Origin of the sequence: Streptomyces sp. NPDC058401 (assembly GCF_042722885.1) — a bacterium.
In the GTDB taxonomy this organism is placed as follows: domain Bacteria; phylum Actinomycetota; class Actinomycetes; order Streptomycetales; family Streptomycetaceae; genus Streptomyces.
The window spans coordinates 1-19,267 of sequence record NZ_JBHXKA010000051.1; the positions used below are offsets into that span (position 1 = coordinate 1).

At 69.9% G+C, this 19,267-nt stretch carries 22 protein-coding genes; 15 read left to right on the forward strand and 7 right to left on the reverse strand.

What is annotated here, in order from left to right; genetic code table 11:
- Nucleotides 1-576: RDD family protein (locus ACFWNV_RS20045; protein ID WP_383948549.1), on the forward strand; the 576-nt coding region annotated here is incomplete at its 5' end.
- A gap of 88 nt (nt 577-664) precedes the next feature.
- On the forward strand, nt 665-1,438 hold the full coding sequence (locus ACFWNV_RS20050) for an RDD family protein (protein WP_383948551.1): 774 nt from the start codon (nt 665-667) through the stop codon (nt 1,436-1,438).
- 118 nt (nt 1,439-1,556) lie between these two features.
- On the opposite strand, the gene ACFWNV_RS20055 is transcribed toward ACFWNV_RS20050, so the two are convergent.
- The gene (locus ACFWNV_RS20055; protein ID WP_383948554.1) at nt 1,557-1,862 is read right to left on the reverse strand and encodes a hypothetical protein; all 306 of its coding nucleotides are present in this window, start codon (nt 1,860-1,862) and stop codon (nt 1,557-1,559) included.
- Nucleotides 1,863-2,278: 416 nt separating this feature from the next.
- Here ACFWNV_RS20055 and ACFWNV_RS20060 point away from each other — a divergent pair, with 416 nt between their 5' ends.
- Both ACFWNV_RS20060 and ACFWNV_RS20065 read left to right on the forward strand, forming a co-directional pair.
- On the forward strand, nt 2,279-4,684 hold the full coding sequence (locus ACFWNV_RS20060) for an immune inhibitor A domain-containing protein (protein ID WP_383948557.1): 2,406 nt from the start codon (nt 2,279-2,281) through the stop codon (nt 4,682-4,684).
- 111 nt (nt 4,685-4,795) lie between these two features.
- On the forward strand, nt 4,796-5,143 hold the full coding sequence (locus ACFWNV_RS20065; protein WP_383948560.1) for a hypothetical protein: 348 nt from the start codon (nt 4,796-4,798) through the stop codon (nt 5,141-5,143).
- On the opposite strand, the gene ACFWNV_RS20070 is transcribed toward ACFWNV_RS20065, so the two are convergent.
- Nucleotides 5,124-5,732: an isochorismatase family protein gene (locus ACFWNV_RS20070; RefSeq protein WP_383948563.1), complete on the reverse strand. Its 609-nt coding sequence runs from the start codon at nt 5,730-5,732 to the stop codon at nt 5,124-5,126. The two genes, ACFWNV_RS20065 and ACFWNV_RS20070, sit on opposite strands and share 20 nt — an antisense overlap.
- Before the next feature lie 187 nt (nt 5,733-5,919).
- Nucleotides 5,920-7,248 carry a nicotinate phosphoribosyltransferase gene (locus tag ACFWNV_RS20075; RefSeq protein ID WP_383948566.1) on the reverse strand — a complete coding sequence of 443 codons (1,329 nt, stop codon included), beginning with the start codon at nt 7,246-7,248 and terminating at the stop codon, nt 5,920-5,922.
- An 81-nt stretch (nt 7,249-7,329) separates the two neighbouring features.
- On the opposite strand from ACFWNV_RS20075, the gene clpS reads away from it, so the two are divergent.
- The 7 genes from clpS to ACFWNV_RS20110 all read left to right on the forward strand — a co-directional run bounded on the left by clpS (nt 7,330) and on the right by ACFWNV_RS20110 (nt 12,078).
- Entirely contained in the window at nt 7,330-7,644 is a 315-nt protein-coding gene (gene clpS, locus ACFWNV_RS20080) for an ATP-dependent Clp protease adapter ClpS (RefSeq protein WP_243337276.1), read from the forward strand.
- Nucleotides 7,644-8,288 (forward strand): DUF2017 domain-containing protein, encoded by a 645-nt coding sequence (locus tag ACFWNV_RS20085; RefSeq protein WP_383948569.1) that lies wholly within the window; start codon nt 7,644-7,646, stop codon nt 8,286-8,288. The genes clpS and ACFWNV_RS20085 overlap by 1 nt, the downstream gene beginning before the upstream one ends.
- Nucleotides 8,289-8,618: 330 nt before the next feature.
- Complete coding sequence (locus ACFWNV_RS20090; RefSeq protein ID WP_383948572.1) at nt 8,619-10,040, forward strand: amino acid permease; 1,422 nt, start codon at nt 8,619-8,621, stop codon at nt 10,038-10,040.
- A gap of 85 nt (nt 10,041-10,125) precedes the next feature.
- Nucleotides 10,126-10,548: a Mov34/MPN/PAD-1 family protein gene (locus tag ACFWNV_RS20095; protein ID WP_383948574.1), complete on the forward strand. Its 423-nt coding sequence runs from the start codon at nt 10,126-10,128 to the stop codon at nt 10,546-10,548.
- A 98-nt stretch (nt 10,549-10,646) separates the two neighbouring features.
- On the forward strand, nt 10,647-10,754 hold the full coding sequence (locus tag ACFWNV_RS20100; RefSeq protein WP_323182362.1) for a putative leader peptide: 108 nt from the start codon (nt 10,647-10,649) through the stop codon (nt 10,752-10,754).
- A gap of 86 nt (nt 10,755-10,840) precedes the next feature.
- A complete protein-coding gene (locus tag ACFWNV_RS20105; RefSeq protein WP_254383264.1) occupies nt 10,841-11,128 on the forward strand; it encodes a MoaD/ThiS family protein in 288 nt (95 codons plus the stop codon).
- The gene (locus ACFWNV_RS20110) at nt 11,128-12,078 is read left to right on the forward strand and encodes a PLP-dependent cysteine synthase family protein (RefSeq protein ID WP_383948577.1); all 951 of its coding nucleotides are present in this window, start codon (nt 11,128-11,130) and stop codon (nt 12,076-12,078) included. Before ACFWNV_RS20105 ends, ACFWNV_RS20110 begins: the two co-directional genes overlap by 1 nt.
- Before the next feature lie 506 nt (nt 12,079-12,584).
- Here ACFWNV_RS20110 and ACFWNV_RS20115 read toward each other — a convergent pair.
- Nucleotides 12,585-12,980, reverse strand: a complete 396-nt coding sequence (locus tag ACFWNV_RS20115; protein ID WP_383948580.1) for a DUF488 domain-containing protein — start codon at nt 12,978-12,980, stop codon at nt 12,585-12,587.
- A complete protein-coding gene (locus ACFWNV_RS20120) occupies nt 12,917-13,354 on the reverse strand; it encodes a hypothetical protein (protein ID WP_383948582.1) in 438 nt (145 codons plus the stop codon). Before ACFWNV_RS20120 ends, ACFWNV_RS20115 begins: the two co-directional genes overlap by 64 nt.
- Before the next feature lie 195 nt (nt 13,355-13,549).
- Here ACFWNV_RS20120 and ACFWNV_RS20125 point away from each other — a divergent pair, with 195 nt between their 5' ends.
- Nucleotides 13,550-14,302, forward strand: coding sequence for an MBL fold metallo-hydrolase (locus tag ACFWNV_RS20125; protein ID WP_383948585.1), 753 nt, complete (start codon nt 13,550-13,552; stop codon nt 14,300-14,302).
- A 95-nt stretch (nt 14,303-14,397) separates the two neighbouring features.
- Here the strand turns inward: ACFWNV_RS20125 and ACFWNV_RS20130 are convergent, their stop codons facing one another.
- A complete protein-coding gene (locus ACFWNV_RS20130; protein ID WP_383948588.1) occupies nt 14,398-15,663 on the reverse strand; it encodes a PTS transporter subunit EIIC in 1,266 nt (421 codons plus the stop codon).
- Nucleotides 15,664-16,069: 406 nt separating this feature from the next.
- On the reverse strand, nt 16,070-17,371 hold the full coding sequence (locus ACFWNV_RS20135) for a PTS transporter subunit EIIC (RefSeq protein WP_383948591.1): 1,302 nt from the start codon (nt 17,369-17,371) through the stop codon (nt 16,070-16,072).
- Between the two features lie 218 nt (nt 17,372-17,589).
- On the opposite strand from ACFWNV_RS20135, the gene ACFWNV_RS20140 reads away from it, so the two are divergent.
- The 3 genes from ACFWNV_RS20140 (at nt 17,590) to ACFWNV_RS20150 (ending at nt 19,255) form a co-directional block, all read left to right on the forward strand.
- The gene (locus ACFWNV_RS20140; RefSeq protein ID WP_383948594.1) at nt 17,590-17,886 is read left to right on the forward strand and encodes a glucose PTS transporter subunit EIIB; all 297 of its coding nucleotides are present in this window, start codon (nt 17,590-17,592) and stop codon (nt 17,884-17,886) included.
- A gap of 130 nt (nt 17,887-18,016) precedes the next feature.
- On the forward strand, nt 18,017-18,748 hold the full coding sequence (rph, locus tag ACFWNV_RS20145; protein ID WP_383948597.1) for a ribonuclease PH: 732 nt from the start codon (nt 18,017-18,019) through the stop codon (nt 18,746-18,748).
- A 120-nt stretch (nt 18,749-18,868) separates the two neighbouring features.
- Complete coding sequence (locus ACFWNV_RS20150) at nt 18,869-19,255, forward strand: hypothetical protein (protein ID WP_250741142.1); 387 nt, start codon at nt 18,869-18,871, stop codon at nt 19,253-19,255.
- The last annotated feature ends 12 nt before the right edge of the window (nt 19,256-19,267 follow it).

The window sequence follows — 19,267 nt, forward strand, 5'->3', positions numbered from 1 at the left end:
GCCCCCGTAGCGGCGGCCGACCGTGCGGAGCGGGCCGGGGCCGCCGTGCCCGCGGCCCCACGTCCCGAGCGGACCGGCCGCGCGGTGTTCGAGCGGATGGCGGAGCGGGCCGTGCGCCCCGCCGGGCTCGTGCGCCGCGCGACGGCCCGGCTGCTGGACTCCCTCGTGTACGCCGCCGTCGCGACCGGGGTGGCGCTGCCCCTCCTGCCCGGGGCGACCGCGCACCTCCAGGCCAAGGTGGACGCCGCCCGCGCGGGCGGCCGGACCACCACCGTGTGGCTGCTCGACGGGACCATCGCGGGCTCGCTGGGCCTCGTCCTGGGCGCCGTCCTCCTCTTCGGCGTCTTCTACGAAGCCCTGCCCACGGCCCGTTGGGGACGCACCCCGGGCAAGAAGCTGCTCGGCGTACGGGTCCTGGCCACCGCCACGCTGCGCCCGCCCGGCTTCGGCGCGGCACTGCGCCGCTGGCTCGTGTACGCCCTCCTGGGCCTCCCGGGGGCCCTGTGGGCCCTCGCGGACCGTTCGCGCCGCCGGACCCTCCACGACCGCGCCGCACGCACGTACGTGGCCCGGTAGCGCCCCTGAGGGCCCTCCGTGACGCCCGCGTCCCCCGAATGGACGCGTCCCCGTTGCGGGCCGCTCCGGGGCGGGTTCGACTCGGGCCATGAGCACCGACCAGCCGCCGCCGGGCCCGCCGCCCGAGGACGACCCGTTCCTCAAGAAGCCCCAGGAACCGACGCCTCCGCCGTCGGGTGGTTCGCCGTACGGCTCACCGCCCGCAGGCGCCGGCGGAGGCTTCCCGCCGCCCCCGCCCGGCGGCGGAGGGGGTTACCCGCCGCCTCCCCCGCCCGGGGGAGGGGGCTACCCGCCTCCGCCGCCCCCGTACAACGGAGGCCCGGGCGGCGGCGACCCGTACGGCGGTGGTGGCGGCTACGGCATGCCCGACCCGCTCGCCGGGATGCCGCCGCTCGCCGATTTCGGCAAGCGGCTCGCCGCCCGCGTCATCGACCTGCTGATCATCGCCGTCCCGCTGTTCGTCATCCAGCTCCTCGCCGGTGACCGCAACCGCTACACGGTGAAGACGAACGAGGGCGAGGACGTCACCGAGGTCATCACCAAGTCCTACAGCGGCAGCGGTCTGGTCATGACCCTGATCTCGATCGTCGCGTACGTGGGCTACGACTGGTGGTTCGTCAAGAAGAACGGCCAGACCCTCGGCAAGAAGTGGTTGGGCCTGCGCGTCGCGATGCTCAACGACGGCAGCGTTCCGCAGTCCAACGCCGCCCTCTCCCGTGCCGCCGTGCTCTGGCTGCCGACGCTGATCTGCTGCTTCTGCCTGTGGCCGATCGCGCTCGTCATCTCGATGCTGGTCGACAAGCCCTACAAGCAGGGTCTGCACGACAAGGTGGCCAAGACCGTGGTGGTCCAGGCGACCTAGCGGTAGCGGTACCCGGTCCGGCGCGCGGGCGGTCTCCCCACGGGGGAGGCCGCCCGCGCCGCGCTGTGCGCGGCGGCAGCGGTGGTGGCGGTGGTGGCGTCGGCGGTGCCCGGCGGCGTCAGTGGTGCACTGGGTGTTCGACCGGGGCCTGGGCCGGGGCGGCGGCCGGGGCGCCCGCCGGCACGTCCTGCGGGACGGTGTCGGGCACGGGGGAGGCGGTCCTCGTACGGGACGCCGCGTGCCGCCCGCGCCGGCGGGGCAGCGGGACGGTGACCGCGACGAGGAGCCCGAGGGCGAGGGCGGCGGCGGAGATGACCGCGACGCCGAGTCCCGTGCTCGTCTGCGAGAGCAGCAGCATGGCGATCGTCGACACGATGACGGTGGCGGACCCGTAGGCGAGCTGTGCGGCAGTCGGACGCGGCATGGCGATATCCGTCCTCGAAGCGGGAGGGGGAGTCGGCTCGACCAGGTCTGGCGACGAGTGACTCTACGACGGTGGATGCCCGAGCGGAACTGTCGGTAAGCGCGACCTCACTCATGCGGGGGGAGGCAGCGGAGCACAGGGGGCGCACGGGGAGCACCCCTGGGGTCCGGGAGGGGTGGGAGGAGGGTGCGGCCGGTGGGGCGGGAAGTCCCCTTCATCCCCTATGGCCGCGGAACGTCCGTATAGCGGAACTCGGTGACCGCATAGTGCAGTTGTAAGGAACAAGTCAAGGTCTGTCTTTTCTCGCGACTCTCCGGTCAAATGTCGTCACTTGAGACGCGCGCCGCACGGAACCCCCCACTCCTACGGAGAAGTTCCGCACCACCTTCGCGGCCGCGGGAGGGGAACGACATCAAGTGACCAGCAACTCGGCCAGAAGACGAGCGCTGCGCGCCGCCGCAATCGGCGTGACCCTGGCAGCGACGGCGGCCACCGGCGCCGCTTTCACGATGGCCACGGCAGACCCGGGTGCGAGGGTGTCTGCCGCGGACCGCCAGGACCCGACCGCTCCTTCCAAGGAGCAGGTCAAGCACAACCTCGAGGGCCCGTACAGCAAGCAGCAGGAGCAGGCCCGCAAGGCTGCCCTGGAGCAGGTGCTGAGCGGCAAGAAGGACGTCGAGCAGCGGGGCGCCTCGAAGGTCGTCAAGCTCGACGACAAGAAGTACGTCGAGCTCGGCCGCGAGAAGACCGACAAGATCTTCACGATCCTCGTCGACTTCGGCGACCAGGTGGACAACACCACCACGTTCGACCCGGACGGCCCCGGCCCCAAGCCGCCGGTGCCCAAGTACGGCGGCACCCCGGGCCCGCTGCACAACCAGATCGCCCAGCCCGACCGCGCGACGAACAACAGCACGGCCTGGCGCAAGGACTTCAACCGCGCGTACTTCCAGGACCTGTACTTCGGTACCGGCACCGGCAAGAACTCGCTGAAGACCTACTACGAGAAGACCTCCTCCGGCCGTTACTCGGTCGAGGGCGAGGTGGCCGACTGGGTCAAGATCCCGTACAACGAGGCCCGTTACGGCTCGAACTACTGCGGTCAGACCAACTGCGCCAACGTCTGGGACACGGTCAAGGACGGCGTGACCGCCTGGGCCGCGGCCCAGAAGAAGGCCGGGAAGACCGACGCCCAGATCAAGGCGCAGCTGGCCCAGTACGACCAGTGGGACCGCTACGACTTCGACGGCGACGGCAACTTCAACGAGCCCGACGGCTACATCGACCACTTCCAGATCGTCCACGCGGGCGAGGACGAGTCGGCCGGCGGCGGCGTGCAGGGCACCAACGCCCTGTGGGCCCACCGCTGGTACGCCTACGGCACCGAGGCCGGCAAGAGCGGCCCGGCCAACAACAAGGCCGGCGGCACCCAGATCGGCAACACCGGCATCTGGGTCGGCGACTACACGATGCAGCCCGAGAACGGCGGCCTCGGCGTCTTCGCGCACGAGTACGGCCACGACCTGGGCCTGCCGGACCTCTACGACACCTCCGGTGGCGGCGAGAACTCGGTCGGTTTCTGGTCCCTGATGTCGGCCGGCTCCTGGCTCGGCAACGGCAAGGACTCCATAGGCGACCTCCCGGGCGACATGACCGCCTGGGACAAGTTCCAGCTGGGCTGGCTGAACTACGACAAGGCCAAGGCCGCGACGAAGTCCACCCACAAGCTGGGCGTCTCGGAGTACAACACCAAGGACAAGCAGGCGCTCGTCGTCGACCTTCCGAAGAAGAAGGTCACCACCGAGATCGTCGCTCCCGCCGAGGGCGCGTCGCAGTGGTGGAGCAACATGGGTGACGACCTCAAGAACACCCTCACCCGCTCGGTCGACCTGACCGGCAAGTCCTCCGCGGCCCTGTCCCTCAAGGGCTGGTGGGACATCGAGGCGGAGTACGACTTCCTGTACACCGAGGTCTCCACCGACGGTGGCGCCACCTGGACCGCGCTCGCCGGCACCGCCGACGGCGTGGCCATCCCGGTCGACGCCTCCAACAGCCCGTCGCTCACCGGCGCCTCGGGTGCCTGGAAGAACCTGAACTACTCGCTGAACGCCTACGCGGGCAAGAAGGTCGACCTCCGCTTCCGCTACCAGACGGACGGCGGCGCGGGCGGCAAGGGCTTCACGGGCGACGCGCTCAGCATCACGGCGGACGGCGCCACGGTGTTCACCGACGGTGCCGAGAACGGCGACAACGGCTGGACCGGCAAGGGCTTCTCCCGCGTCGGCTCCGGTTTCACCAAGGAGTACGCCCAGTACTACCTGGCCGAGAACCGCCGCTACGTCTCGTACGACAAGACCCTCAAGGTCGGTCCGTACAACTTCGGCTTCGCCAACACGAAGCCGAACTGGGTCGAGCACTACGCCTACCAGGACGGTCTCCTGATCTGGCAGTGGGACACCTCCCAGAAGGACAACAACACCAGCCAGCACCCCGGCTCCGGTCTGATCCTTCCGATCGACGCCAACGCCAAGCCGATGAAGTGGTCGGACGGCACCCTGCTGCGCAACAAGATCCAGCCGTACGACGCCGCCTTCAGCGCGTACAAGACGGATGCGATCACCCTGCACAAGAACGGCGCGGAGCTCTTCCTGAAGCCGAAGCCGGCCCAGCTGGTCTTCGACGACCACAAGGGCAAGTACTACTACGACGAGAACCCGACCGGTTCGGTGAAGACCACTGACACCAACACCAAGATCAAGATCGTGAAGGAGACCTACGACGGTCTCGTCATGACGGTCGAGGTCGGCCCCTCCGTTAAGTAATTCGGTAAAACCGCAGGTCAAAACATGATCGGCCGTCGCCCCCTAGCGGGCGGCGGCCGATCGCGTTTAGATGCGTGGGCTGAGTTTCTTATTGACGGGGGAGATGAAGACATGCCCGGTGGAGGTTTCGTCCGATTGCCAGGCGGCAGCGTGGTCGTCGCGCTCACGCTGCCCAGACCGACCGCGGAGGGTGCCGTCAAGGGCGGTATCGCCCGTGGTTTCGCAGGCGGCATCGAAGGTGGAAACGTGCGCGTGCTGGTGCACGCGGTGAACCGGGCCCGCGCCCTGACCAGGCTGCGGAACCTCGGACTGCGCGCCGTCTACCTGCGCGGAAACGCCGAGCCGCCCACCCCGGACGAGATCACCGCCGTCCTGCACCACCCCGACGGCCTGCTGTGGCGCTCCGCACCCGACCGGGCGGCGGAGCTGTGGCACCCGATCAGGGCCCTGCTGGGGTGACCACGGGGGTCCCGCTCAGCTCCACCCCGGCGTCCCGGAGCTCGGCCAGCGCACGGGCCGTGGTGTGCGGGGCCACTCCGGCCGTCAGGTCCAGCAGCACGTGCGTACGGAACCCCGCGCGGGCCGCGTCCAGGGCGGTGGCCCTGACGCAGTGGTCCGTGGCGATGCCGACCACGTCGACCTCGGTGACCTGCCGGTCGCGCAGCCACTGCGCGAGCCCGAGGCCGTTCTCGTCCGCGCCCTCGAAACCGCTGTACGCGGCCTCGTACGCCCCCTTGTCGAAGACGGCCGCGACGGCCCCCGAGGCGACCGCGGGAGCGAAGTTCGGGTGGAAGCCCACGCCCTCCGTCCCGGCGACGCAGTGCACCGGCCAGGAGGTCTCGTAGTCCGGCTGGGCCGGCGGGTGCGCGAAGTGGGACCCGGGGTCGACGTGGTGGTCGCGGGTGGCGACCACGTGCCGGTAGCCGGCGGTGGCCTGGCCGACGAGCTCGGTGATGGCGGCGGCGATGTCGGCTCCGCCGGTGACCGCGAGGCTGCCGCCCTCGCAGAAGTCGTTCTGTACGTCGACGACGATCAGTGCGCGGTGCATGTCCGGTGCCCTTCGGCTTGATGTGTGGTGGGCGGGGACCCCGCGGGGGCTCTTCCCCCACCCCGCCCCTTCCCGAAACCGGGGGCTCCGCCGGATCCAGCCCCGCCGGCGTTCGAGGCGCGGGGTCCGGGGCGGAGCCCCAGGGGCCCCGGCTGCGCCGGGCTCGCGGCCCGGCCCCGCCCCGGCGCTACGCGTACTCGGTCGGGATCACGGCCTCGCCGCGCGAGAGCTGGCTCGCGGACAGCGGCAGCCCCGCCAGCGCCTCGCGGTGGCGGTCGCGGGCCGTCTCCAGGGACTCGCGGGCCACGACCTCGCCCGCCTTGACCAGCTGGACCAGGAGCTGCGTGTCGGCCAGCGCGGCCGGCACCGGCCCGGTCCCGAGGACCTCCGCCTCCGCGACCCCCTCGGCGTCCACCCGGCGGGCCGCCCACTTGCGCCCCCCGACGGAGGTCTTGCCGCCGGAGGACTTCTTCGCCACCGAGACGAGCGGGGCCTTCACGTCCGCCGACGCGGCCCGCGCCACCAGCTTGTAGACCATCGAGCACGTCGGGTGCCCGCTGCCCGTCACCAGTTGGGTGCCGACCCCGTACGCGTCCACCGGAGCGGCCGCCAGCGAGGCGATCGCGTACTCGTCCAGGTCCGAGGTCACCACGATCTTCGTCGCGGTGGCCCCCAGCTCGTCGAGCTGCTGCCGCACCCGGTGCGCGACCAGCAGCAGGTCCCCGGAGTCGATCCGGACGGCGCCCAGGTCCGTCCCGGCCACCTCCACGGCCGTCCGGACCGCCTCCGCCACGTCGTAGGTGTCCACCAGCAGCGTGGTGGAGCTGCCCAGGGAGGCGACCTGGGCGGTGAAGGCGTCGCGCTCGCTGTCGTGCAGGAGGGTGAAGGCGTGTGCGCTCGTACCGACCGTCGGGATCCCGTACCGGAATCCGGCCGCCAGGTCCGAGGTCGAGGTGAAACCGCCGACGTACGCGGCGCGCGCCGAGGCGACGGCGGCCAGTTCGTGCGTGCGCCGGGCGCCCATCTCGATCAGCGGCCGGCCGCCGGCGGCCGAGGACATCCGGGAGGCGGCCGCGGCGATCGCGGAGTCGTGGTTGAGGATCGACAGGATCACGGTCTCCAGCAGCACGCACTCGGCGAAGCTGCCCTCGACGCGCAGGACCGGCGAGCCCGGGAAGTAGACCTCGCCCTCCGGGTAGCCCCAGATGTCGCCGGAGAAGCGGTAGGAGGCGAGCCAGTCGAGGGTGCGGGCGTCGACGACGTCCCGCTCGCGCAGGAACTCCAGTACGGCGCCGTCGAAGCGGAAGTTCTCCACCGCGTCGAGCACCCGGCCGGTCCCCGCGATCACCCCGTAGCGGCGCCCCTCGGGGAGCCGCCGGGTGAACACCTCGAAGACCGAGCGTCGGTCGGCCGTGCCGTTGGCCAGCGCGGCCTGCAGCATCGTGAGCTCGTAATGGTCCGTGAAGAGCGCTGTCGACGGCACGTCCACCGGCAGGCCCAGGTCCGCAGGGTTCATACGACGGATGCTAGCGCACATCTCGTCAAAGTGACGAGATGTAGGGGCCCGTTTGTGCGACGGGCCCCCGTCAGTGGCAGCATGGGACAAGTGAGTGTTGCTCCCATTGAGATCGAACGCACCGAATCGGCCGAAGAGACCTTCGCGGTCCCCGAACCCGACGTCCCGTGGGTGACCCTGGTGCACAACGACCCGGTCAACCTCATGAGCTACGTGACGTACGTGTTCCAGGCGTACTTCGGCTATTCCAAGGACAAGGCGAACAAGCTGATGATGGACGTCCACCACAAGGGTCGGGCGGTCGTCTCCAGCGGCAGCCGCGAGGAGATGGAACGGGACGTGCAGGCCATGCACGGCTACGGCCTCTGGGCGACGATGTCCCAGGACCGCAACTGATGGGCGGCGTCTTCGAACCCCTGAAGGGCGGCGGGGCCGCCATCGCGCTGGACGGGATCGAGATCTCGATCCTGCGCTCCCTGGCCGTGCAGCTGCTGGAGCTCATCGGCCCCGGCGAACCGGAGCCCGATCCGGACGCCGACCCCCTCGCCGCGCTGTTCGCGGCCTCCGACGGCCCGACGGAGCCCCCCTCGGACCCGGCCCTCGCCCGGCTCTTCCCCGACGCCTACGGCGGCCCCGAGACCCCCGCGAACGCCGACACGGAGGAGCTGCGGGCCCACTCGTCCGAATTCCGCCGCTTCACCGAGAACGACCTGCGCACCCGCAAGCGGGAGGACGCGCTGGCCGTCGTACGCAGCCTGGACGGGCTCGGTCCGGTCGGCGACGGCCCGGCCGGCGATGGTCCGGCCGGCGATGGCGCGGCCGTCCTGGAGGTCGGCGGGGAGCTGCGGCTGCGCTGGCTGGGCGCCCTGAACGACCTGCGGCTCACCATCGCGGCCCGCCTCGACATCACGGAGGACGACGAGAGCGCGGTGCTGTTCCGGCTGCCGGACGACGATCCGCGCAAGCCGATGGTGATGGCGTACCTCTGGCTCGGCGGTCTCCAGGAGACCCTCATCGAGACGCTGGGCGACACCCTCTAGCGACACCCTCTGGAGATGCTCAAGTAGCTCCGCCGTTCGCTCAGCGGACGCTCAAATCCGGATAACGATCAGGTCACCACGATGTGGTGACCTGACCTGTTTCAGGACTTATGTCCCGAATTTTTTGCGGCCTGCGTCACATTTTCCGCCCTCATGCACCCGTAAGCACGTGATAAATCTTCACGACCGCCGCGGGGCGCCACCCATGTCCCCCGGCCTGCTTGAACCGGCTGACCGCCGGCGTGCAACTCCATCCGTATCCGGGGGGATCGAGGACCCGATCCGCTGCCTTCGTGGCGCGGGTCGGCGTGGAGAAAGGCGCACCAAGACATGACCTCCGTACAGGTCGACGAGCAGCAGCACGACACGACCGAAGGCGACGGCTACCACCGCGCACTCGGCGCCCGCCAGATCCAGATGATCGCGATCGGCGGCGCCATCGGCACCGGCCTCTTCCTGGGTGCGGGCAAGGCCATCTCCAAGGCCGGCCCCAGCCTGATCCTGGCCTACGCCATCGCGGGCCTGGTCATCTTCTTCATCATGCGGGCCCTGGGCGAACTCCTCATGTACCGCCCGGTGTCCGGCTCCTTCTCGGACTACGCCCGGGAGTTCCTCGGCCCCTTCTGGGGGTACGTGACCGGCTGGACCTACTGGCTCTTCTGGGTGGTCACCGGCATCACCGAAGTCACCGCCGCGGCGCAGTACATGTCGTACTGGACCCATGACAGCTTCCCGCAATGGGCGTACGCGCTGATCTTCACCGTCATCCTCTACGGCGCCAACCTGATCTCCGTGAAGCTCTTCGGCGAGCTGGAGTTCTGGTTCTCCATGGTCAAGGTCACCGCCATCGTCGGCATGATCCTGATCTGCGCCGGCATCCTCACCATCGGCTTCTCCGACGCCGCGGACACCGCCACCGTCTCCAACCTGTGGAACGACGGCGGCTTCTTCCCCAAGGGCATCGGCGGCACGCTGATGACCCTGCAGATCGTGATGTTCGCCTTCCTCGCCGTCGAACTGGTCGGCGTCACCGCCGGCGAGTCCAAGGACCCCGAGAAGACCCTGCCCAAGGCCATCAACACCGTGCCGTGGCGCATCGCCGTCTTCTACGTCGGCGCCCTCATCATGATCCTGTCGGTCGTCCCGTGGCACGAGTTCCAGCCCGGCGTCAGCCCCTTCGTCGCCGCCTTCGAGAAGATGGGCCTCGGCGTCGGCGCCGCGATCGTCAACTTCGTCGTCCTGACCGCGGCCCTGTCCTCCTGCAACTCGGGCATGTACTCCACCGGCCGCATGCTGCGCGACCTCGCCCTCAACGGCCAGGGCCCGAAGTTCTTCACCAAGCTCACCAAGAGCGGCACCCCGCTGGTCGGCACCACCTTCTCGGCGGCGCTCATGCTCGTCGGCGTCTGGATCAACTACGTCGCCCCCGGCAAGGCCTTCGACTACGTCGTCTCCTTCGCCACCATCTCCGGCATGTGGGCCTGGATCATGATCCTGGTCTGCCAGATCCGCTACCGCGCCGCCTCCGACCGCGGAGACCTGCCCGCGTCCCCGTTCCGCGCCCCCGGAGCCCCGTACACGAGCTACTTCGCCCTGGCCTTCATCGGCATGGTCATCGTGATGATGGGCATCGACAAGGACGCCCGGGTCTCGCTCTACTGCGCCCCGCTCTGGGGTCTGCTGCTGGGCGTCTCCTACCTGGTGATGAAGTCCCGCGACCCGCGCGGCGCCGCCTTCACCAAGGTTTCCTGAGGCGCCGTAAGGCCTCTGTCCACCATTCGGGCCCTCCCGTACCACTCCTCGGTACGGGAGGGCCCGTCTGCTTATCCTGTCGCTCATGCTGACCATCACCCAGGACCTGTACGACCGGATCGTCGCGCACGCCCGTCAGGACCACCCCGACGAGGCCTGCGGCGTGGTGGCCGGCCCGGCGGGCACGGACCGCCCGGAGCGCTTCGTACCGATGCTGAACGCGGCCCGGTCGCCCACGTTCTACGAGTTCGACTCGAAGGACCTGCTGAAGCTCTACCGGGAGCTGGACGACCGGGACGAAGAGCCCGTCATCGTCTACCACTCGCACACCGCGACCGAGGCCTACCCCTCGCGCACGGACGTCACGTACGCGAACGAGCCCGGGGCGCACTACGTGCTGGTCTCCACGGCGGACGAGGACGGCCTCGGGGAGTTCCAGTTCCGGTCGTACAAGATCATCGAAGGCGTGATCAGCGAGGAAGAAGTGCAGGTCGTAGCGGCCTACTGAGGCTCCGCGCGGGGCTACTTCTCAGTATGTGAGAGATATCCGTCCACGATGCGGAATCACACTCCAAACCAGGCACCGGGAATCGTTAACATGACCGCATGGTTTCCCACGACGTGAGCATCGAGACGCCCGGCAGGCTGCTGCTTGTGGCGCGGCTGCACGTCGACCTGTGCCGCCTCGCAAGCGCCATCTGTACAGCCGCCTGAGCCCCGGCGGCCCCCTCGCGGGCCGCGCGGCTCACGCCTGCTCCGCTTCGCCCGCCTTCCCTTCACCATCCTGACTGGAGCCTGCCATGGCCATCGAGGTCCGCATCCCCACCATCCTCCGCACCTACACCAACGGCGAGAAGGCCGTCACGGGCGCGGGCGCGACGCTCTCCGAGCTGTTCTCCGACCTGGAGACCCGCCACAAGGGCATCCAGGAGCGCATCATCGACGAGGCCAAGGGCGGCGAGCTGCGCCGCTTCGTCAACGTCTACCTCAACGACGAGGACGTCCGCTTCCTCGACGGCATCTCCACCGCCCTCAAGGACGGCGACAACGTCACCATCCTCCCGGCCGTAGCCGGCGGATCGAAGTAATGCGCTACGACTCCCCGCTGGCCGCGGTCGGCAACACGCCGCTGGTACGCCTGCCCCGGCTCTCGCCCTCGGACGACGTCCGCATCTGGGCGAAGCTCGAGGACCGCAACCCGACCGGCTCGATCAAGGACCGCCCCGCGCTCCACATGGTCGAGCAGGCCGAGAAGGACGGCCGGCTGTACCCCGGCTGCACGATCCTGGAGCCCACCTCCGGCAACACGGGGATCTCCCTCGCCATGGCCGCGAAGCTCAAGGGCTACAACATCGTGTGCGTCATGCCCGAGAACACCTCTCAGGAGCGGCGCGACCTGCTGGCCATGTGGGGAGCCGAGATCATCCCGTCGCCGGCGGCGGGCGGCTCGAACACGGCCGTCCGCGTCGCGAAGGAACTGGCCGAGCAGAACCCCTCCTGGGTGATGCTCTACCAGTACGGAAACCCCGACAACGCGGGCGCCCACTACGCCACGACCGGCCCGGAGATCCTCGCGGACCTCCCCTCCATCACCCACTTCGTGGCCGGCCTCGGCACCACGGGCACGCTCATGGGCGTGGGCCGCTACCTGCGCGAACACGTCCCCGGCGTCAAGATCGTCGCGGCCGAGCCGCGCTACGACGACCTCGTCTACGGGCTGCGCAACCTCGACGAGGGCTTCGTCCCCGAGCTGTACGACGCCTCGGTGCTGACGACCCGCTTCTCGGTGGGCTCGGCGGACGCCGTCACCCGCACCCGCGAGCTCCTCCAGCAGGAGGGCATCTTCGCCGGCGTCTCCACGGGCGCGGCCCTGCACGCGGCGATCGGCGTCGGCCGCAAGGCCGTGGCGGCGGGCGAGCCGGCCGACATCGTCTTCGTCGTCGCCGACGGCGGCTGGAAGTACCTCTCGACGGGCGTCTACACCGCGGCCACCACGGAAGAAGCCATCGAAGTCCTCCAGGGCCAACTCTGGGCGTAGCCCGCCTCCTTTTTTGACGCGTCGCTCGCACCGCTGCGCGGGCTTCGCGGCGCTGCGCCGGACTCCGTCCGGCGGCGGCCCGGTCGGGGCTGCGGCCACGGCCGCCTGTGGCGGGGCTGGTGGGCGGGTGCGGCTGGTTCGACCCTGCGGGGCCGTCCCCTACCCGCCCTTCGCCCGTTCCCCGGGGCTGCGCCCCGGACCCCTTCTGGGGCTCCGCCCCAGACCCCGCTCCTCAAACGCCGGAGGGGCTGGATTTGGCCGGCCTCCGGCGTTCACGTGCGGGCCGACCTCGGCAAGACTCAGCCCCTCCGGCGTTTGAGGAGCGGGGGTCCGGGGGCTGGCCCCCGGGAACGGCGCCGCGCGCGGCAACGGGTCCGGGGCGAAGCCCCGGGGAACGGTGGAAGGGCGGGTAGGGGACAGCCCCGCGCAGCGGCACCCCGACGGGCACCCGCAGCCGCACCCCGACGGGCACCCGCAGCCGCGCCCCGGCGAGCAGCCCAGACGGGTCAGGCCAACAGCGCGGCCAGCACCCCCGCGTGACTCGCCCCCGGCTCCTTGACGGCAGTCAGCAGCGTGACGGGACCACCCGCAGCCAGCCCCCGCAGCCGCGCCAGCTCCGCCACCGCCTCCTCCGAGCGGAGCTCCACCGCGTACCGTTCCCGGAACTCCGCCACCGACCCACCCGCGTGGAACCACTTCCGCAGCTCCCCCGACGGGGCAACCGCCTTCGCCCACTCGTCGACCCCCGCCGCCTCCTTCGACACCCCGCGCGGCCACAGCCGGTCCACCAGCACCCGGACCCCGTCCAGCTCCGGCTCCGCGGGATCGTAGATCCGCTTCAGCCGGACGACCCGGACGACCCGGGTCCGCCGAGCCCCCCGAGCCCCTTCACCTCGTCCCACACCGCCGGATCCACCGTCCCCAGCAGCCGCGCCCTCGCGAACTCCCATACCGACACCTCCCGCACCCGGTCCGCCTCCAGGAACCCGCCCCGTGAGCCCACCACCCCCGGCGGCAGCGGGATCACCCCGGCGCGCCGGTCGTCGTACTTCCCGGTGATCCGTGCGATCCGCGCCCGGTGGCCCCGTACGCCCAGCACCAGGACGGGCCGCCCGTCGGCCATGGACCACAGCTCACCGGCCGCCGGCCGCGGCAGCGGTCCGGGTCCGTGCGGCGGGTCCGCGGCCGTCCGCTGCCGCCGTGCCCGCCGGGGGAGGAGTACCAGCAGGATCACGACCACCACAGCGGCGACCGCCGGCCACCAGGACGTGTCCATACTTCGACCGTAGCCCTGCCCGACGCCCCCGGCACGGCAACCCGGGTCCGCCCCGTCGCTCCCCCGGGTGACAGCTCAGGTGATTCGCCCCACAACGGCCTGCCGCGGAGGAGCGACCGGACGTTTCGCGCCTTACGCTCGACCCACGCACGGCCCGCATTCCGTCCACGGACCGTCCACGGAGGTTCACGCTCCATGAAGCTCACCGTCGTCGGCTGTTCGGGCTCGTTCCCGTCCGCGGAATCGGCCTGTTCGAGCTATCTCGTCGAGGCCGACGGCTTCCGGCTGCTCCTCGACATGGGCAACGGTTCCCTCGGAGAGCTCCAGCGGCACATCGGGCTCTACGATCTCGACGCGATCTTCCTCAGCCACCTGCACGCCGATCACTGCATCGACATGTGCGCGTACTTCGTCGCCCGCTTCTACCGCCACGAGGGCGGCCGCTGCGGCACCATCCCCGTCTACGGCCCCGAGGGCACCGAGAAGCGGCTGTCCACCGCCTACGAGGACGTCCCCGACGAGCGTTCCATGAGCGAGGTCTTCGACTTCCGGACCCTGAAGCCGGGCACCTTCGAGATCGGCCCGTTCCAGGTCCGCACCGAGAAGGTCTGCCACCCGGTCGAGTCCTACGGGATCCGCGTCGAGCACGGCGGCCGCTCGCTGACGTACTCCGGCGACACCGGCGTCTGCCCCGAGCTCGGCCTGCTCACGGAGGAAACCGACCTGTTCCTGTGCGAGGCCTCCTTCACGCACGGCAAGGAGGACATCCCCGACCTCCACCTCAACGGCCGCGAGGCCGGCGAGTTCGCCCGGGCCGGCCGCGCCGGCCGGCTCGTCCTGACCCACATCCCGCCGTGGACGGACGCCGAACGCAACCTGGCCGACGCCCGCGCGGTCTACGACGGCCCGGTCGAGCTGGCGTACACGGGCGCGGTGTACGAGGTCTGACCGCCCGGCCGCTCCGACGGGCTCGTGGACACGCGAAAGCCCCCGCCCTCCCTTCCGGGAGAGCGGGGGCTTTCGCGTGGTGTGGGGCGGAAGACCTACTTGGCCTCGGCCTTTTCCATCTCGGCGAGCTCCTCGTCGGACTCACGGCCCGGCGTCGGAAGGTTGAACTTGGTGATCGCGAAGCGGAAGCCGAAGTAGTAGATCGCCGCGAAGACCAGGCCGATCGGCAGGATCAGCCAGGGGGAAGTGGCCTTGTTCCAGCCGAGGCCCAGGTCGATCAGGCCGGCGGAGAAGGTGAAGCCGGCGTGGACCCCGAGCGCCCAGGTGACGGCCATGGACACGGCGGTGAGGACCGCGTGGATGGCGTACAGGACCGGTGCGATGAACATGAAGGAGAACTCGATCGGCTCCGTGACACCCGTGACGAACGAGGTGAGGGCGAGCGAGACCATCATGCCGGTGACCGCCTTGCGGCGCTCCGGACGGGCGCTGTGGGCGATGGCCAGGGCGGCGGCCGGGAGGCCGAACATCATGATCGGGAAGAAGCCGGTCATGAACATGCCCGCGTCCGGGTCGCCGGCGAAGAAGCGGGTGAGGTCACCGTGGACGACCGCGCCGGTGGCGTCGGTGAAGTCGCCGATCTGGAACCATGCGACAGCGTTGACGAACTGGTGCATGCCGATCGGGATCAGCGCGCGGTTGATGAGGCCGAAGATGCCCGCACCGACGGAGCCGAGGCCGGTCATCCACTCGCCGAAGTTGGTGATGACCTCACCGATCGGCTCCCAGGCCAGGCCGAAGAACACGCCGACGAGGACGCCGACGAAGGCCATGATGATCGGGACCAGACGGCGCCCGTTGAAGAAGCCGAGCCAGTCCACCAGCTTCGTGCGGTGGAAGCGCTGCCACAGGACCGCGGCGAGCAGACCCATGATGATGCCGCCGAGGACGCCGGGGTTGTTGTACGTCGCGGCGACGTCCACACCCTTGTTCTCGGTGGTGTTGACGATGGCCTCGGTCACCGGGAAGGCGGTGAGGACGTTCTTGTAGACCAGGAACCCGACCAGCGCCGCGAGGGCGGTGGAGCCGTCGGCCTTCTTGGCGAAGCCGATCGCGACACCGATGCAGAAGAGCAGCGGCAGGTTGGCGAAGACGGCGTCGCCGGCGGTGGCGAACACCGTGGCGACCTTGCCCCAGCCGAGGCCGTCCTTGCCGAAGACGTCGGGCTGGCCGAGGCGCAGCAGGATACCCGCGGCCGGCAGGACGGCGATCGGCAGCTGAAGGCTGCGGCCGACCTTCTGCAGACCCTGGATCAGGCCGGAGCCCCGCTTCTTGGCGGGAGCGGCGGTGGCCGTACTCATCAACTTCCTCCAGTGGACAAGACGCTGCCTGGGGGCATGGCAAAAGGGGGGATGGCGGCGTCTCAGGAAAGGGGAGGACCCCGGGCCGAAAGGCCTACGTGGTCTACACCACTCAGTGGTGTAGACCAGTTGTAGCACGGTGAGGTCCGCGTAAGGAACCCACCAATTCCGTGGTGGAAGACACACTGGTACATACACGGCAAAGGCCTCCGGACCCTGTGGGTCCGGAGGCCTTCGTCTCGTATGTCGCTGTTCTGGCCAGGGCTTACGGCATCGCGCGGGAGGGCTTTCGGCGGCCCCCGCAAGGGGCTGTCGGCAGGCCCTGGCGGGGCCTTCGCCGGGAACCGGGGGTGCTTCGGACCCCTGCCGGCCCGCGGATCGCACGGGCCGGAAGTCCCGGCGGGGCTCACGCCTTGGTGTTCTCCCCCTCCATCGCCTCGATCTCCTCGTCGGACTCCCGGCCGGGCGTCTTGATGTCCCACTTGGTGATCGCGAACCGGAAGATGACGTAGTAGACGACCGCGAAGCACAGGCCGATCGGAATGATCATCCATGGCTTGGTCGCCAGGCCCCAGTTGATGACGTAGTCGATCAGGCCCGCGGAGAAGGTGAAGCCGTCCTTCACTCCGAACGCCCAGGTCACCGCCATGGACACACCGGTCAGCACCGCGTGTACCGCGTACAGCACCGGGGCCAGGAAGAGGAACGAGTACTCCAGCGGCTCGGTGATGCCGGTGATGAAGGAGGTCAGGCCGACCGACAGCATCAGGCCGCCGACCTCCTTGCGCCGTGCCGGCTTCGCGCAGTGCGTGATCGCCAGCGCCGCCGCGGGCAGCGCGAACATCATGATCGGGAAGAAGCCGGTGGTGAACTGCCCGGCGTTCGGGTCGCCCGCCAGGAACATCGGGATGTCACCGTGGACCGTCTGCCCGTCCGGCTTGGTGAAACTGCCGAACTGGAACCACACCGGCACGTTGAGGAACTGGTGCAGGCCGATCACCAGCAGGGCGCGGTTCGCGAGACCGAAGATGCCCGCGCCCACCGACCCCAGACCCACCAGCCAGTCCGAGAAGCTCTCCAGCGCATCGCCGATCGGCGGCCAGATCCACAGGCACACCACGGCGAACACGATGGCCACGAAGGTCATGATGATCGGGACCAGCCGGCGGCCGTTGAAGAAGCCGAGCCAGTCGACCAGCTTGACCCGGTGGTAGCGCATCCAGAACCAGGCGGCCAGCCAGCCCATGACGATGCCGCCGAACACCCCGGGGTTCTGGTACGTGTACTCGACGAAGGCGTCGCCCGCGCCCAGGCAGGCGCCCCTGATGTCCTTGGTCCCCTCCGGGCAGGACTTGGGGAAGGCGTGCAGCACGGCCCGGTAGACGAGGAAGCCGACCACCGCGGCGAGGGCGGTCGAGCCGTCCGCCTTCTTGGCCAGGCCGATCGCGACGCCGATGCAGAAGAGCAGCGGCAGGCCGATGTCCGCGTTGAGCAGGGCCCCGCCCGCGGCCGCCATCACCTTGGCGACGTCCGTCCAGCCCAGGCCGTCCTTGCCGAACACGTCGTCCTGGCCGAGCCGGTTCAGGATGCCCGCCGCCGGCAGCACGGCGATCGGCAGCTGGAGGCTCCGCCCCATCTTCTGCAGCCCTTGGAACAAGCCGTTCCACCACTTCTGCTGTGGCACTGCTGCGGCGCTGCTCGCGCTCATCCGCGTCCTCCCTGACCGGCCCGTTTTTGGCAGTCGCGACACTTGCGGCACACTGGTGTAGACCACTTGTGTTGCGGTCGCATTTCACCCGCCCTGAGGGCAGGTTGGTGCTGATCATCATCATTCGGCAGAGACCGGGCATGTGCCCGCGTAGCTGGGCCAATCGTGGGTTACCGTGACGAAGCGGACCATCTTGGTTGGTCGGTCGGGCGACGGGCGTGCAGACGCCGGCCGCCGGATGTCAGTCGGACTCGTTCTTCGTAGAACTCAGGGAGAAACACATGGCCACCAAGGCTGAGAAGATCGTCGCCGGGCTCGGCGGCATCGACAACATCGAAGAGGTCGAGGGCTGCATCACCCGCCTGCGCACCGAGGTCAAGGACCCCAGCCTGGTCGACGAGGTCGCACTGAAGGCCGCCGGCGCCCACGGCGTCGTCAAGATGGGCACCGCGATCCAGGTCGTCATCGGCACCGACGCCGACCCGATCGCCGCCGACATCGAAGACATGATGTGAGCTGAGCCCACCGGCTCACCCGCGCCCCCGGGCGCACCCGTACGTACGACAGGACCCCGACCGGACGCACCCGGACGGGGTCTTCTCGCAGCGACATAGGCTGGGGCGCGCACCGGCTAGGCTCGGTGCCATGTCTCGCATCGACGGCCGTACGCCCGAACAGCTCCGCCCGGTCACCATCGAACGCGGATGGAGCAAGCACGCAGAGGGCTCCGTCCTCGTCTCCTTCGGAGACACCAAGGTCTTCTGCACCGCCTCCTTCAGCGAAGGCGTCCCGCGCTGGCGCAAGGGCAGCGGCGAAGGCTGGGTCACCTCCGAGTACTCGATGCTGCCCCGCGCCACGAACACCCGCGGCGACCGCGAATCCGTACGCGGCAAGATCGGCGGCCGCACCCACGAGATCTCCCGCCTGATCGGCCGCTCGCTGCGCGCCGTCATCGACTACAAGGCCCTCGGCGAGAACACCATCGTCCTGGACTGCGACGTCCTCCAGGCCGACGGCGGCACCCGCACCGCCGCCATCACCGGCGCCTACGTGGCCCTGGCCGACGCCATCTCCTGGGGCCAGGGCAAGAAGCTCATCAAGGCCGGCCGCAAGCCCCTCACCGGCACCGTCGCCGCCGTCAGCGTGGGCATCGTCGACGGCGTCCCGCTCCTCGACCTCTGCTACGAGGAGGACGTGCGCGCCGAGACCGACATGAACGTGGTCTGCACCGGCGACGGCCGCTTCGTCGAGGTCCAGGGCACCGCCGAGGGCGAGCCCTTCGACCGCAAGGAGCTCAACGCCCTCCTCGACCTGGCCGCCGGCGGCTGCGCCGACCTGGAGGCCCTGCAGCTGAGCGCGCTGGAACTCACCCTCTGACACGGGTGGCAACCGCGCGGCCCGTCCGCGCGTCTCTTGGCATACGGGTGCACGGCGTCGAAGCCGTGCACCCGTCCACGTCCACGTACCTGCATCTGTTGCATTCTCCTGGGGGCCGAAGTGAAGCCGAAGTACCGCCTGGCAGCCGTCGCCCTGACGGCAGCGCTCGCCATACCCGCGATCACCTCCTGCGACGCGATCTCGACCGCGATGGACTGCGCGAGCACGGCGGTCGCCATCACGGACGGCGCGAACGACCTCCAGCAGGCGGTCTCGCAGGCCGGCAACAGCCCGCAGGACGCCCAGAACGCGCTCAACGCGATCGAGGCCAACCTCAAGAAGGTCGGCGACCAGACGGACAACGCCGACCTGAGCAAGGCCATTTCCTCGATGAACACGGCCGTCCAGAACGTCCGCACCTCCATCGAGAGCGGCACCACGACCCCCGACGTCACCCCGGTCGCCGACGCGGCGAAGGAGATCTCGAAGGTCTGCACCCCGGGCTGATCCGGCTCCGAG

Bases quoted from the DNA above. Each gene is read 5' to 3' on its own strand.
- ACFWNV_RS20050 (WP_383948551.1), top strand. From the start codon at position 665: ATGAGCACCGACCAGCCGCCGCCGGGCCCGCCGCCCGAGGACGACCCG.
- ACFWNV_RS20055 (WP_383948554.1), bottom strand. From the start codon at position 1,862: ATGCCGCGTCCGACTGCCGCACAGCTCGCCTACGGGTCCGCCACCGTC.
- ACFWNV_RS20065 (WP_383948560.1), top strand. From the start codon at position 4,796: ATGCCCGGTGGAGGTTTCGTCCGATTGCCAGGCGGCAGCGTGGTCGTC.
- ACFWNV_RS20070 (WP_383948563.1), bottom strand. From the start codon at position 5,732: ATGCACCGCGCACTGATCGTCGTCGACGTACAGAACGACTTCTGCGAG.
- ACFWNV_RS20075 (WP_383948566.1), bottom strand. From the start codon at position 7,248: ATGAACCCTGCGGACCTGGGCCTGCCGGTGGACGTGCCGTCGACAGCG.
- clpS (WP_243337276.1), top strand. From the start codon at position 7,330: ATGGGACAAGTGAGTGTTGCTCCCATTGAGATCGAACGCACCGAATCG.
- ACFWNV_RS20085 (WP_383948569.1), top strand. From the start codon at position 7,644: ATGGGCGGCGTCTTCGAACCCCTGAAGGGCGGCGGGGCCGCCATCGCG.
- ACFWNV_RS20090 (WP_383948572.1), top strand. From the start codon at position 8,619: ATGACCTCCGTACAGGTCGACGAGCAGCAGCACGACACGACCGAAGGC.
- ACFWNV_RS20095 (WP_383948574.1), top strand. From the start codon at position 10,126: ATGCTGACCATCACCCAGGACCTGTACGACCGGATCGTCGCGCACGCC.
- ACFWNV_RS20100 (WP_323182362.1), top strand. From the start codon at position 10,647: ATGGTTTCCCACGACGTGAGCATCGAGACGCCCGGCAGGCTGCTGCTT.
- ACFWNV_RS20105 (WP_254383264.1), top strand. From the start codon at position 10,841: ATGGCCATCGAGGTCCGCATCCCCACCATCCTCCGCACCTACACCAAC.
- ACFWNV_RS20110 (WP_383948577.1), top strand. From the start codon at position 11,128: ATGCGCTACGACTCCCCGCTGGCCGCGGTCGGCAACACGCCGCTGGTA.
- ACFWNV_RS20120 (WP_383948582.1), bottom strand. From the start codon at position 13,354: ATGGACACGTCCTGGTGGCCGGCGGTCGCCGCTGTGGTGGTCGTGATC.
- ACFWNV_RS20125 (WP_383948585.1), top strand. From the start codon at position 13,550: ATGAAGCTCACCGTCGTCGGCTGTTCGGGCTCGTTCCCGTCCGCGGAA.
- ACFWNV_RS20130 (WP_383948588.1), bottom strand. From the start codon at position 15,663: ATGAGTACGGCCACCGCCGCTCCCGCCAAGAAGCGGGGCTCCGGCCTG.
- ACFWNV_RS20135 (WP_383948591.1), bottom strand. From the start codon at position 17,371: ATGAGCGCGAGCAGCGCCGCAGCAGTGCCACAGCAGAAGTGGTGGAAC.
- rph (WP_383948597.1), top strand. From the start codon at position 18,017: ATGTCTCGCATCGACGGCCGTACGCCCGAACAGCTCCGCCCGGTCACC.